The organism is Vibrio ziniensis (genome assembly GCF_011064285.1).
GTDB lineage: Bacteria > Pseudomonadota > Gammaproteobacteria > Enterobacterales > Vibrionaceae > Vibrio > Vibrio ziniensis.
This window is the reverse complement of the sequence record NZ_CP049332.1, coordinates 1169673-1183365: the sequence shown is the minus strand read 5'-3', so window position 1 is coordinate 1183365 and position 13693 is coordinate 1169673. Positions and strand designations below refer to the sequence as shown.

The 13693-nt window shown below is 42.9% G+C and carries 10 protein-coding genes; 2 read left to right on the top strand and 8 right to left on the bottom strand.

What is annotated here, in order from left to right; translation table 11 throughout:
- Window positions 1-187: 187 nt before the first annotated feature.
- A complete protein-coding gene (locus G5S32_RS20295) occupies window positions 188-1333 on the bottom strand; it encodes a hypothetical protein (RefSeq protein ID WP_165313951.1) in 1146 nt (381 codons plus the stop codon).
- Window positions 1334-1828: 495 nt separating this feature from the next.
- On the opposite strand from G5S32_RS20295, the gene G5S32_RS20290 reads away from it, so the two are divergent.
- Together G5S32_RS20290 and G5S32_RS20285 are read left to right on the top strand one after the other, a co-directional pair.
- A complete protein-coding gene (locus G5S32_RS20290) occupies window positions 1829-3163 on the top strand; it encodes a glycoside hydrolase family 28 protein (RefSeq protein ID WP_165313950.1) in 1335 nt (444 codons plus the stop codon).
- 107 nt (window positions 3164-3270) lie between these two features.
- Window positions 3271-4539, top strand: coding sequence for an ABC transporter substrate-binding protein (locus G5S32_RS20285; RefSeq protein ID WP_165313949.1), 1269 nt, complete (start codon window positions 3271-3273; stop codon window positions 4537-4539).
- Between the two features lie 116 nt (window positions 4540-4655).
- Here G5S32_RS20285 and G5S32_RS20280 read toward each other — a convergent pair whose 3' ends face one another.
- The 7 genes from G5S32_RS20280 to pobA all read right to left on the bottom strand — a co-directional run bounded on the left by G5S32_RS20280 (window position 4656) and on the right by pobA (window position 13682).
- A complete protein-coding gene (locus tag G5S32_RS20280) occupies window positions 4656-6590 on the bottom strand; it encodes a TRAP transporter permease (RefSeq protein ID WP_165313948.1) in 1935 nt (644 codons plus the stop codon).
- Between the two features lie 11 nt (window positions 6591-6601).
- Window positions 6602-7540 (bottom strand): TAXI family TRAP transporter solute-binding subunit, encoded by a 939-nt coding sequence (locus G5S32_RS20275; RefSeq protein WP_165313947.1) that lies wholly within the window; start codon window positions 7538-7540, stop codon window positions 6602-6604.
- A 201-nt stretch (window positions 7541-7741) separates the two neighbouring features.
- Window positions 7742-8854, bottom strand: coding sequence for an ABC transporter substrate-binding protein (locus tag G5S32_RS20270; RefSeq protein WP_165313946.1), 1113 nt, complete (start codon window positions 8852-8854; stop codon window positions 7742-7744).
- Window positions 8854-10263, bottom strand: a complete 1410-nt coding sequence (locus G5S32_RS20265) for a sensor histidine kinase (RefSeq protein ID WP_165313945.1) — start codon at window positions 10261-10263, stop codon at window positions 8854-8856. Before G5S32_RS20265 ends, G5S32_RS20270 begins: the two co-directional genes overlap by 1 nt.
- Window positions 10256-10957 (bottom strand): response regulator transcription factor, encoded by a 702-nt coding sequence (locus G5S32_RS20260; protein ID WP_165313944.1) that lies wholly within the window; start codon window positions 10955-10957, stop codon window positions 10256-10258. Before G5S32_RS20260 ends, G5S32_RS20265 begins: the two co-directional genes overlap by 8 nt.
- Before the next feature lie 168 nt (window positions 10958-11125).
- Complete coding sequence (locus G5S32_RS20255; protein WP_165313943.1) at window positions 11126-12385, bottom strand: gallate dioxygenase; 1260 nt, start codon at window positions 12383-12385, stop codon at window positions 11126-11128.
- Window positions 12386-12416: 31 nt separating this feature from the next.
- Entirely contained in the window at window positions 12417-13682 is a 1266-nt protein-coding gene (pobA, locus tag G5S32_RS20250; protein ID WP_165313942.1) for a 4-hydroxybenzoate 3-monooxygenase, read from the bottom strand.
- Between the last annotated feature and the right edge of the window lie 11 nt (window positions 13683-13693).

Here is a 13693-nt window from a genome sequence, read left to right as displayed (position 1 = left end):
AATAGAGACGGCTTTCTCTACCAAAGTTACTTAACTCACACTTTTTTTAGTGGTGACTGTGATGTCAGTAACACTAAACTTTAATAATCTTTGGCTGAGGTCACGTTTGTAGTGGTTCGTTATTTTTTCCGACTAAATTACTCAATGGTGATTATGCAAAAAAGAATGTGGTGAGATAACTTATTAATCACGGACTGATGGTGAGTGAATAGGCAAAGTCGGCTAGTCGTTCTGCGCTGAGCAATAAAGGTAAAGTCAATTCAGTCGGTGCATTACGTGATTGGCAGAAATGATCTAATTTGTCAGCGAGTATTAGAAGTTCATTTTGCGATTTAAGCTGCTGATTGGAGGTACTACCATTGGTAGATTCATACTGCTCTTTCCAGATAGCTTCTGTCGTTGAGAGTGATACCGCAGTGAACATTTCGCTATAGATGTTGGCAATTTTCCAAGCATCCAAAGCTTGTTCGAAATAGCCATGAGGATCAAAGACAGTCGGTTTCATAGCTATTAAACGATGCAGTTCAGAGTGAGCAATGAAGGATGCATTTTCCTTCTCTAGAGAGACAAGTTCTCGTTGTTTCTGCCCAGTCGCTTTGTCGTCTGCTGGCAAAAATGGCTCAAAAGAGAGTTGCCATCTGGCACTACGAGTATCCATGTGCATTAATTGACGGGCGTGAGCAAGGCTTTGAGGAATCTGACTTTGATAATGTAAACGACGCCCAAGAATGTTAGGAGTACTCATAAACCAAGAGTGACTTGAGCGAATAGAATTGAAGAAAAGTTGTTTATCAATTGAAGATTGAAAATGCACACCGGACATTTTGAGCCAATCGGTCTCCAGTTGTGTATTTAGGTTTTCTTCACCAGAGTGAAAGAGGCTTAATCCAATCAGATTAATAAGGTTTATAGAGTCAAAGGTTGTTCTGCTGGGCATCCATTGCCAACACACTCGGGTTGTAATGGCTTCTATGCCTTCACCTTCAAGACTCATTGCCCAGTTAATACGCTGTTGGATCTCATCGGATAAGTAACAAGGGAGAAATGACCAACCGTATCCTGTGCCCCACAAATCATATTCGAGCCATTTCTTGTTATTTGGCACCATATCAATGTGTGGATGGTTTGCGAACCCAGGATGGAAATCTAACTCTGTTGGTTTGAAAGATGCTCTGACATCGTTTGGTAGTTTAGAAAGAATTAAAGGAAGTTGGCGTCTTGGCCAACCGGTGTCGATAAAATCTCGCAGTACGAGCTTTTTTCCTTGCTGACGCAGCTGCTGCCACATTTGATGCAACGAGTCATGCCAATTATCAGGCTGAAAGTCGGGCATAGTTAAACTCAGAATTATGCCATCAAATTTGGGTACATAATTAAAGATAGAATTTAGGAACGATGAATAAAACTCTGTCCAAAAATTATCATTAAAAGGGTTGTCTGAATTAAATTCAGGAAATTTTCGATTGACTATATCATCTTGTGGGGTTGCTTCACCTTGAAGCCAAAATGAGAGTTTTCTATTCGATAGATATTCGGAAATTCTTTTTAAATAATGAAGTGCGTGGTTTCTCTGATGAATTAAATTCTCGTTATGCGCATGAACAGAAGTTTTTGATGGAGAAACAATAATAGAGAGTAGTTCTTGCTGGTGAATAATTATGCCTGTGTAACCAAATTGTTCTGCGTGGGACACGCAATTGGTAAACCAATTCCAATCCCATATGAATTGAGTATTTAATTCCATCAAAAAATTTGGCACTTTTTTCATTTTTATAAGCACATGACGAATATCGAGATTTTGATTATAGCTATTAAGGTAAGAAAATAAATGTTTATATATCTAGATGACCCAGAAATATGTCGTTCTGCAGAAAACTTAGTCACGGAACAAATACAAAAAAAACTTGATGCCATTCAATCTGCTGGAGGCGGAGAGTTAAGAATCCCTGCAGGTCGATACTTATGTGCAAGTCTCAGTTTGCCATCCAATCTAGTGCTGAGTTTAGAGGCTGGCGCTGAGATTGTTGCAAGTGAAAACATTGAAGACTATTACCACATCACTACACAGTCTATGGCTGAACTTTCTTATCGGGCTCTTCTGTATGCTAAGGGGAAAAGTAACATCAAGATCTGCGGTAAAGGTTTGATAGAAGGTCAAGATTCAAAATGGTTCTCTCAACATGCTGATGACGCTGGCTATCGTATGCCTAAAGTTGAGCGCCCAAGAATGCTTGTGTTGGAAGGGTGTGACAATGTCACACTTAATGACTTCACTATCCAGCGTTCTCCGATGTGGACTATACACTTGGTGTGTTGTAGCAACGTTGCTATAGACAACGTTAAGGTAAACAATCACCTATATCTACCCAACACGGATTCTATTGATATTGATAGTTGTCAGTATGTACGGATAGCGAACTGTTTCCTTAGCGCGGCGGATGATGGCGTTTGCATTAAAACCACCAGAAAGAAGGTGCAAGGATGCCAGGATACTAAGCATGTGACAGTAACCAATTGCGTAATCCGTTCTCGTGGGGCTGCAATTAAAGTGGGAACGGAAACGTTCGGCAATGTAGAAAGTGTACTTGTCAGCAACATTTCCATATTTGATTCGAATCGTGCAATTGCACTGGTATCTAGAGACGGTGGAAATCTACGTCAAATGATGTTTTCAAATATTATTTTCGAAAGTCGTTTGTGTGTACCTCATCATTGGGGAAAAGCTGAGCCAATTGGTATCAGTGTAAGATATCGAGATCCAGCAATTAGACCGGGGAATATTGAAAATATTACTTTCTCAAATATTTCTGGTGAATGCCATGGGGCGATTAGTCTTTACAGTGAAATTGAACATGCGGTGTCAGGTATCGAATTTAATGGGATAACATTAACGCAAATTCACACAGATCATGATGATTTTGGTTATTACGATATTCGTCCACCGTGTAATCCAGATACACCCACAGGGATGGGACTAGATAATAGCTATAAAATTAATCCTGAAACAAAAAAACCTTTTGGTGTGGAAATATATAAGAATGGTATTCCAGCTATTTATTCCTTTGGTGTTACTGAATTTGAGGTTAATAACTTAAAGGTAATCCGAGAAAACTCTGATAGTAATGTTTGGAATAAAGATAATGATATTTATATAGTCAAGTGATAGTTATTTTTAATAAAAGATATTAATGTTTTCTGTATTAGTTATAGGCAATATTAATATGGTAAATGTACGTGAAATAATTGTGTAATGGAAATAAGGACGAGTTCATGAAAACTAAATTGGTAACGACCGTTACGTCATTAACATTAGCCATTATATCTGCGAGTGCGTTTGCAGAGATTGAACTGCGAATGTCTTGGTGGGGAGGGAACGAACGACATCAAGCAACAAATGCAGCTATTGAGCGATTTGAAGCTGCCCATCCTGATATAAAAGTAAAAGCTGAATACACTGGATGGGATGGGGCATTGACTCGCTTAACAACACAGATTGCGGGAAACACTGAACCAGATGTTATGCAAACAAATTTAAACTGGATGCCAATCTTTTCTAAAGACGGTAATGGTTTTTATGATCTTAAAAAGGTCAAACCTGAAATCGCTTTAGAAAACTTTGCACCGGCGGCGTTAAACACAGTAACGTTTGGCGATAAGTTAAACGGTATTCCAGTTAGCATGACTTCACGCGTTTTCTTTTACAATCACGACACTTGGACGAAGGCAGGAGTAGCTTATCCCAATAACTGGGATGAACTCATGGCTGCGGGTAAAGCTTTCCAATCGAAACTCGGTGACAAATATTTCCCAATTGTTTTGGAAGCGCATGACGTGTTTGCGATGAATCGTTCATACATGATTCAAACCATGAACAAAGACATATTGTCGACAGATGGAAAAATTAACTTCACTCCTGAAGAGATGACCAGTTTCTTCAAACTGTATGTACAGCAAGTGAATAATCATGTATTCCCATCGACTAAAGAGTTTGCTTCTTATGGTAAAGCGAATTTGTACGAAATGCGCCCATGGCTCAGTGGCGAGTTTGGAGGCGTATATATGTGGGATTCCGCTATCACAAAATATACAGACAATCTAACTTTAGACCTAGCTCCTTACCCGATGGCTAAAGGTGCTAAAGACGCAGGTCTGCTATCTCGTCCGTCAATGATGTTTTCAGTGGGGAGAAATTCCAAGCATCCTGCAGAAGCGGCTAAACTAATAAACTTCCTGCTTAACGACACGGATGGTATCAAAGCATTGGGATTAACTCGTGGTATACCGTTGAGCAGTTCAGGTATGAAGGTACTTAAGAGTGAAGGCACACTAGACGAATCTAATTTAGCGTTTGCTGGTTACCAGCAAGCACTATCTTTACCTCAAATAATCGCCTCAACGCCGTACACCGACAATGCGCAGTTAATCGATATTTTCAGTGAAGAACTTCAAGCGATTGACTACGGTGAATCAACTCCTGAAAAAGCAGCGAAAAGTTTCATCAGTAAAGCAAATCGAATGTTGGCTCGTTTAACACGTTAAAAAGCAAGTCCTGACAACAGGTTAAGCAGCTGATATTTGAGCTTGAAGTAAAATTTAAATCACCATTAATCAAAAAGGCACCTTAGGGTGCCTTTTACTTATCTCTGTAATCTTGTTTAAGCTGTTTGGGTTTTGCATCTCTTGCAAAGCGGACTTAGCACAAAGCTAAGTGCGATAAATACAGCTAAACCTGTCAGGCGGAGGACAACGATATGAGTATCGAAATTGCTGGCCGCTTCTGGCCATGCAATCAGCACTGCTGCAATAACAAAGCCGAATCGTTTTGCCCAAGTTAATGGAATACCCAACCAACCAGAGAAACCAATGCTCATAGAAACTGTTGCTAGTGACGCGAGGGTAATTGCGATAAAGATACTCAGTGAATCACCTATCAACAGAATTCCCGGCATGGTGACGAACAGGAACGGCACCAGTAACTTAACAAAACCCAATCGCATCGACTCGACAGCTGTTTCATTTGCAGAAGCTCCAGAAATAGTGGCTGCTGCATAAGCTGCTAGTGCTACAGGTGGTGTGATTGCTGACACCAAGCCAAAGTAGAAGATGAACATGTGTGCAGAGAGTGTTTCCATTCCTAGCTGCGTCATCGCCGGAGCAACCAACACTGCAAGTAACAAATACGCTGCTGAAGTTGGCAATCCCATCCCTAATATGAATGAGGCTAGAGCAGTTAACAGCAGAACACTCCATAGGTTTCCGTCACCGACTTCAATGATCAAACCCGACACCATTAATCCCATACCCGTTAGGTTGAGAATGCCAATCACAATACCAGCTGAAGCAACCGCAGCAACGATCGGTAGCGTGTTTGTCAGTGTCTCTTTGCAAGATTCAATTAAGTCAATCCAGTTAACACGAGTCGCTTTTTTCCAAGGACTAATTGCAAGGCCAACCACAATACCAATAACAGCCGCTTGCGTTGGTGATTTACCTGCAATCATCAATCCTACTAAGGCGAACAGAGGTAGCAACAAATAGCTTTTAGATTTTAATGTGGCTTTAAGCAGCTCCCAACCCGCTTCCGTGTCCGGTTGAAGATTTAAACGACCGGCTTCCAAACGTACGGAGACCATTAATGCCAGAATATAGAGTAGCGCTGGTACTAATGCCGCTAACGCCACTTCCGCATACGGAATACCGATCATTTCTGCCATAAGGAAAGCAGCAGCGCCCATAACAGGTGGCATGATTTGACCAGCAGAAGAGGCAGCGGCTTCTATCGCTCCTGCGAGCTTTGGACTGTAGCCGACACGTTTCATCAAAGGAATTGTGAAAGTACCCGTGGTAACAACGTTAGCAACGGCGCTTCCGTTTAATGAGCCAAGTAAAGCACTGGAAAGTGCGGCAGACAGACCTGGGCCACCTTGCACACGACCCGTTAACCCACGTGCAATATCCACGAAGACTTCACCAGTACCGATTTTGGTTAAGATGGCGCCAAACAGACCAAACAAGAAGATGTATTCAACGGCAACGCCCATCGGTACGCCATAAACCCCTTCGGTTGATAGTAACAGCGTTGAGGTTAGACGATTAAGATCGTAACCGCCATGTCCATACTGACCCGGGATCAAATAGCCAAAATGCGCGTAGAGAAATGCTGTGGTCATGAGTATCACTAACGTATAACCAACCGCGAGCTTTACAAATACAAACACGACTAAAACTAGCGCTAAAAATACCCAGATATCATCGGGTACAGACATGGCGCCACGCATGATGATGTCGATATAAGTATTCCACAGATAAGGACCGGGAATTAACGCTATCAACGACAAGAGATAAAAGCTCCCTCGTACGAGAGATGATCGTTGCTTCGCTGCATAGAACATCATAGCGGCACAAGCGACGAGGGAGAAAAACGAAGAACGTAAAAGCAGAGCTGTGATACCGCCGTAATATGCTCCATACAGCACAAGACCGGCGATACTGACAGCTAATACGCTGAATACTATGGAAACAACTAGCTGCTCCTTCCGACCTAAATAATCAGTTGGAAGAAGCAGACTCGCAAAGGTTGTCTGCTTCATAAGGAGTGCCTCTAGTTAGCTTTTGCTTGATCAAAGTACTTTTGCGCACCAGGGTGTAAAGCAATAGGTGTGTTCGGTGCTGTATCTAGCTGAATAGACTTAGCTTGTGGATGCACCTGACTCAATTCGTCTAGATGAGAGAAAATCGCGTTAGTAATGTTGTAAACCTTAGTCTGATCTTCTTTTCCACTAGTGAATAGAATCGCTGGGTCATTGATCACGGTAACGGGTTGTTTAACGTCTGGATAAGTCCCTTCTTTCAACTGGGCAACTTGATAGAAAGGGTATTTCTTGATCATGTTATTGACCTTATCTTCATCTGCAGACAGAAGCTTCATATCTACCTGAGAATCTAAGTCGATAAGTGATGACGTTGGTGCACCAGCAAGCACGACCGTCGCGTCTACCTGACCATTCACTAGTGCTTTAACCCCTTCAGTGTATGAAAGAAAACGAGGAACGATAACGCCGTAGACACCGTATTCTTCAAGTAATCGCGTTGCAATAACAGCAGCATTACTCCCTGGAGGCCCCATACTTACGCGTTTACCTACAAGGTCTTTAAATGAGTTGATGCCGTTATTATCAATAGTCGCGATTTGTAGAACGGCTGGGTAAAGATATGAAATAGCTGCGACATCTAAAGCGCCGGTCTTTTCAAAAGGACCTTGACCATTTTTGGCTTCAAATAGAGTCGATGAAGAGGATAGACCAAGCGTCATTTGGCCAGCAGCAACTCGATGGTTGTTTTCAACGGATGCGCCAGTCACTTCTGCGCGAGCAGTTGTATCATCTAAGTGTTTGTTAAGGGTTTCCGCTACGCCAGCACCAATCACGTAAAATAGACCACCTGTACCACCGGTACCGATAGAAATACGATCAGCTGCGAGAGAAAACGTCGAAGTCAATGCGGCGGCAAGCGCCGTTGCAAGTAGGATGTTCTTTTTCATTTGTGCCTCGTTATTGGAATAGTCTTTTTATAATTTTTAATGGTTAAATAACGCTCTAACCATGGAGGCAATATATCGCTTGAACCTTTCATGAACCTTTCATGGCGGATTAACATTTACATAACATCTCGCTTTTGTGATCCTTGCATAAGTTCCTTCTAAAGAAAGAAGAACAATCATGTGCAATCAGTTGTTAATCTTTCAATTACTGTGTTTTGACATGGCGTTATGCCACTCTTCCAATAGCAGTTGTTTCTTGGCTTGATCTGTTTGTACAAGCGTCGGTAAGCCAAAGGGAATTGGGCGGAAAATACCATGGGGTTTACGTTGCAAAATGGCGCGGCTGTTTTTACCTTCTGCAGTTTCTGATAAAGGGATTAAGCTAGAGTTTTGTGCTAACTGACTTTGCCCTTCTACAGACAATAAGTAATCTAAAAATTGTCGAGCCAAATCGAGATGCTTAGCATGGCGATAGATGAAAGCGGTACGCATTATGACGGACGTATAGTCGGTAGGCATAATCGTCTCTATCCAAGGGTGTTGTTCTGACCATTCGAAAGCGTAAGACCCCACAAGATTGTATGCGATGAAAATTTCGCCCTTGAGTAGTGCATTTAGCATGCTGGAGCTATTCGGGTAGAGCTGAGCATGGTGCGTACCGAACGCTTCTAGTAATCGACCATAAGTTCGCGATTGTTGAGAGTCGTGAAACCAAGTGAGATAGCCAAGTCCTACGGTTTCAATGTCACTTAAACCAATTTTTCCATCCACTAATGGCCCTTTAGTTCTAATCAAAGAAAGCAATTGTTCTCGACTGCGCGGTAACTCTTCACTGCCTAAAATATCAGTGTTGACGACGATAACTATTGGCTCGAAGGTAAAACCAAACACTTCATTGTGCCACTTAGCCCAGCTAGGCAAAGCAAGTGTTTGGGGCGAATCATAGGGCTGTGCGTAACCGTCGTTAACTAACTTAAATTGCAAGTCCATCGCAGAGCTCATCACAAGATCGGGAACGTCAACGCTTCCCGAGTGAAGATTTGAGACTTGTTGGTAGAGCTCATTGGTATTGAACTCTGTGTAATGAACGGCAACGTCGGGGGTACGCTTTTGAAAGTCCAATAAAACTGGTTCGATAGCCGGATAATTTGCCACACCCCAGATGTTGATGACTCTATTACTGGTCTCTAAGCGGCCTGTCTCCAAAATGGGTTTAAGAATATGTTTTTCAGATGCAACCGTTAGGCTGGATGCCACAATACTTAGTGATAGGCAAACACGAGAAACATAAGAAAATAATGAAGTTCGACCCATTAGCTTTGTTCCTCCACTTGGGGGAAAAGCACTTTAATAATCAAGCCTGTTGGCTGATTGTCTTCAAGCAGGAATAGGGCATGGTGGTGGTTCGCCACTTCTTTGGCAATACTCAAACCGATTCCCGTACCTGTTGTTTGATTGTGCTTACTTCGATAAAAACGCTCAAATACGTGCTGTTTGTCTTCATCGGAAATGCCGATACCTTGGTCTGCCACACTTAAACAAATTCGACCTTCATCTTTGTATAAGCTGACTTTCACTAAGCTGTTTTGTGGGCTGTATTTAACCGCATTTTCTATTACGTTGCGCAGCATTTGTGTCAGTGCCACTTCATCACCCAAAATGTGTGCTTCAATCTCGCCCAGATACTCAATTTCAACTTTGGATTCCAATGCCCAAATGACTAGGCTTCGACACACGTCTTTGGTGATGGTGTCTAATGAAATCATAGTGAAGGCTTCGCTTCTTAGTCTGTGTGTAACGGATGCTTCATTCAGTAAGTGATGAACGGTTTCTGAAAGCAATGAGCTACTTTGAATGATGTCTAACAGTTGCTTTTGTCTAATTTGTTCGTCTTTTTCCACTAAGGCGTTTTGTGCTTGTAGGTTTAACCCTGCTAATGGTGTGCGCAACTGATGTGCAGCTTCTGATGTGAAACGTTTAAGGCGCTCTAAGGTGGTATTGAGCTGAGACATAAAGAAGTTGATGGTTTCCAATAATGGGCGAATTTCAACCGGAACATCCGTATTCAATGGAGTCAGTTCCGTTGAGTGGCGTGAATCGATGGCTTTCTTTAACGATTTTAGCGGACGTAAAACGCGCCAAATTCCGAACATCAACAATGAGAAGGTGACACAAAAAAACACGATCAGAAACTGTATAACGAAGCTACCCATTTCATTCGCGAGCTGACTTCGGGCAAGAGTCGTCTGTCCAAGTGTGACCAGAACGTTTTCACTGTTGTCCGCCTCAATTAGCTGTTTGGACAGCGTGATGAAGCGAACCTCATTACCTTTGTATTCTGCGTTGTAATATTTGGGTGTAAGTAGCGCACTGTTTTGTACGGCAATCGGAGAAGGTAATTCAGAGGGTTGAGGAAGATCTTTATAACCAGTGAGAAATAGACCATCTAAGGTTGTAACCGCATAGAAGGCACGATCGTTTGGCGCTAAGGCCAATGTTTTAAAAGCAGAAACGGGCAAATCAACCACTATCTGGCTATTTAGTAAGTTTATGTTCTCGATGATTTGTAATGCGGCACCGTGGATCAAACGATCATAAGAAACGTTCGCTGCCTTTTTTGCATAAAGGGTTGCAGTCCATATCGCGATTCCATTGATAAGCGTTAGAACAAGAAACGTCATTACAAAAAGTTGGCGGCGAATAGAGGTGTTGCGTTTAGCCATCCTGTCTTTCCAGCAGTTGCTTTTCTAGCACCTGTTTTTCCAACAAGTAGCCTAAACCTCGAATGGTTCGAATCTGGATATTGCTATGGCTTAACAGTTTACGTAAACGCGCGACGTAGATTTCTATGACGTTAGGGCTAGGGTTTTCATCAAAGCTATAGAGGTGATCCATTAACACTTCTTTACTCAGCACCTGAGTTGGATGACCCATAAAGATTTCCAGCAATCTAAACTCACGTTGTTTTAGCTCAAACTCTTGGTCATCAATGCGAATGACGCACTTTTTGTGGTCAAAGCAGACATTTCCAAATTCAAGCACATCTTGAGCTTGTCCTTGGCTGCGTCGTAACAAGGCTCGGATGCGTGCTTCTAACTCACCAAAATCAAAAGGCTTAGTAATGTAATCATCGGCGCCGAGATCAAGCAGTTGAATGCGGTCGTCGACTTGATCACGAGCAGTTACCACCAAAACAGGGGTGTTAACTTTCTGCTGGCGCAGGTGGTTGAGAATAGTCGCGCCATTGGCATCAGGCAGGTTTAAATCTAACAGAATCAGGTCGTAAGGTTGTTGTTGCAACATCGTTTCTGCACTTGAACCCGTCGTTGCAAGGTCGACAGCATGCCCAAGGCGCTTTACTCGGTAGGTAATCGCTTCACTTAGTACAGAGTCGTCCTCAATGACTAATATGCGCATATAAAACTCACTTTCTATTTGTTTTTGATGGAGCCATATAACGTTGTAGTGCAAGGTTAATATGATGCTGGCACAAGAACAAATTCAAAGATTAGACAAGCTATTGAAATTTAGCTTGAATCACAAAGCGCAGGTGGATTGTGACCTGCGCTTTGTTTTATTCAGATCCTACTTACCGCCAGACACTGAATAGTTCATCGAAACATTACGAGATTTTTGGAAAGTTTCGATATCCTCACCACGCATTGAAGCATAGATATGAGGATTAGGAACTCCAGCAACAGCGCCGAGTTTTTCCAGCATAAAGAAGCTCACACCATAGCGAATCATTTCAATCCACTGCAGTTCGGTCAGCATAGTTTGCTCTTGGGCAGTCAAACCGTATTCTTCAAACAGCGCTTGTGGCTCTGACTTGAAACGTTGTCTGTGCTGCGGTTCAATCAAGCGGTGTAAGAAATCGTTTAGACGGTAAGCACTATGAGCACGAGCAAGATCAAATGGGTAAGTACCTTCTAGTTTTTCCACACCCACTAATTCGTGAATTATGTGCTCGCGATGCGCTTCCTGTTCTTGCTCTGTAGGGGTTGTGCCTAAATCTTCAAAGATAACCGTTGCGATGTTAGTCATTGAAGGTAGGTAAGTGGAGCTATGAACATTTCTAACTTTGTCAGACAGCGCACCACGCATGATAAGCCACATAATGACTTCCGCGCCTTCCATACCACCTAGCTCTGCGTACTCAGCCAAACGCATTTGTACTAACTCTTCAGGCGCATGTTCCAACAACTCAAGGAAGCGTTGATCCCATTCGACGTTGTTGAACCCACATCGTTCACCGTGCACTTGGTGTGATAAGCCCCCTGTCGCCACAACAGCAACACGTAGTTCAGGATCTGGAAAGCTTTCAATCGCTTTACGTAAACTCTTACCTAACTTGTAGCAACGCTTCGCATTAGGAATAGGAAATTGAAGTACACCGACTTGCAGCGGGACGATGTGACCTTTCCAACCATCTACTTGAGGCGAAATCATCGAAAGTGGTGAGAAACAGCCGTGATCAAGAGGCTTTTTCTGGAACACTGATAGATCAAATTCATCTGCAACAAGCGATTGTGCAATGTGGCGAGAGAGTTCAACGTGACCTTTAACCGCTGGATAGTTACGAGCGCCACCACCTTCATCGGCAGGGCGGTATTCATCATCAACACCCAGTACAAAAGGCGAGTAATGGTCAAAAAAGAACGATGTGATATGGTCGTTAAAGATCATAAACAACACATCAATATTCTGCTTTTCTACCCACTCTTGAACCACTTGGAAACCAGTAAAAATCGGTTTCCAACCAGGATCGTTGTCTTTGTTATTGTCCTTGGCATAGCCGATAGTCGGCGAATGTGAGGCACCAATGCCTCCGATAAGTTTGGCCATATTTGCTATTTCCTTGTTAGTAGCAAGGTCCTTATTGTTTTATTTTTTCTTGTTTTATATTTGCATCAATAGATGCGTTGGGCTGAGGTACAGGTTTTATTTGTTCGTAGGGTAAGCCTACGTATTGTTCTGCGATGAGCTTCATTCCCGCTTCATTTTGTAAGTAAAACTCAAGCTCGGAATCTGCCATCTTCTCAACGAAAGCACGTTGGAACTTTTGGTCGCCATCAAAGTGATGAAGCATGTTCGTCATCCACCATGAAAAACGCTCTGCGTTCCAAATGCGACGAAGACACACTTCGGAATATTGGTTTAATATTTCACGTGGTTGACCCGAATAATAAGCGGTTAGAGCTTGATACAGTGCCGCAACGTCGGAAGCGGCAAGGTTCAAGCCTTTCGCCCCTGTAGGCGGTACGATATGAGCAGAATCGCCGACAAGGAACAATTGGTTGTGCTGCATCGGTTCACACACAAAAGAGCGAAGTGGGGCAATGCTTTTCTCTAGGCTTGGACCTGTAACCAGTTTCTGCGCTTCATGTTCTGGTAAGCGACGTTTTAACTCTTCCCAGAATTTCTCATCGCTCCAGTTTTCTACCTTTTCTGTGTTAGGAACTTGCAGATAGTATCGTGAGCGAGTTTCAGAACGTTGGCTTGCAAGCGCAAAACCACGTGAATGTTTACAGTAAATCAGCTCATCACAGACAGGCGGTGTGTCAGCGAGTAATCCCAGCCAGCCGAACGGATAAACACGTTCGTATTCGGTGCGTATTTCCGTAGGAATGCTTGGACGAGACACACCGTGGAAACCATCACAACCTGCAATGAAATCGCATTCGATCTGATAAGGCTCACCTTGGTGTTCAAAATAGACAGTCGCTTTGCCTTGCTCAGGGTTATCAATGCTGGTTACTGGCGAGGAGTAAAAACTCATTTGCTGTGAATCTTTACGAGCTTGCATTAAGTCACGTGTTACTTCGGTTTGTCCGTAGCAGGTCACCACTTTACCGTCGGTAAGGTTTTTAATATCGATGTAAGTTTTACGACCTTCGACACTGATGTAAAAACCGTGGTGAACAATGCCTTCGTCATCTAAGCGTTGGCTACAACCAGATTCACGCAGCAGATCAACAAAGCCTTGCTCTAATATGCCTGCACGAATGCGTCCTAGAACGTGTTCTTCAGAGGTGCGCTCCACGATAATGTTGTCTATCCCTTGTTTCGCTAGCAACTGACCCAGTAATAAACCGGAAGGACCTGCACCGATGATGGCAACTTTAGTAGTTAAGGTTTTCATGTCCAACTCCA

Excerpts from the sequence above, each read along its gene's own strand:
- pobA (WP_165313942.1), bottom strand. The coding sequence starts at position 13,682 with ATGAAAACCTTAACTACTAAAGTTGCCATCATCGGTGCAGGTCCTTCC.
- G5S32_RS20260 (WP_165313944.1), bottom strand. The coding sequence starts at position 10,957 with ATGCGCATATTAGTCATTGAGGACGACTCTGTACTAAGTGAAGCGATT.
- G5S32_RS20265 (WP_165313945.1), bottom strand. The coding sequence starts at position 10,263 with ATGGCTAAACGCAACACCTCTATTCGCCGCCAACTTTTTGTAATGACG.
- G5S32_RS20290 (WP_165313950.1), top strand. The coding sequence starts at position 1,829 with ATGTTTATATATCTAGATGACCCAGAAATATGTCGTTCTGCAGAAAAC.
- G5S32_RS20255 (WP_165313943.1), bottom strand. The coding sequence starts at position 12,385 with ATGGCCAAACTTATCGGAGGCATTGGTGCCTCACATTCGCCGACTATC.
- G5S32_RS20270 (WP_165313946.1), bottom strand. The coding sequence starts at position 8,854 with ATGGGTCGAACTTCATTATTTTCTTATGTTTCTCGTGTTTGCCTATCA.
- G5S32_RS20275 (WP_165313947.1), bottom strand. The coding sequence starts at position 7,540 with ATGAAAAAGAACATCCTACTTGCAACGGCGCTTGCCGCCGCATTGACT.
- G5S32_RS20280 (WP_165313948.1), bottom strand. The coding sequence starts at position 6,590 with ATGAAGCAGACAACCTTTGCGAGTCTGCTTCTTCCAACTGATTATTTA.
- G5S32_RS20295 (WP_165313951.1), bottom strand. The coding sequence starts at position 1,333 with ATGCCCGACTTTCAGCCTGATAATTGGCATGACTCGTTGCATCAAATG.
- G5S32_RS20285 (WP_165313949.1), top strand. The coding sequence starts at position 3,271 with ATGAAAACTAAATTGGTAACGACCGTTACGTCATTAACATTAGCCATT.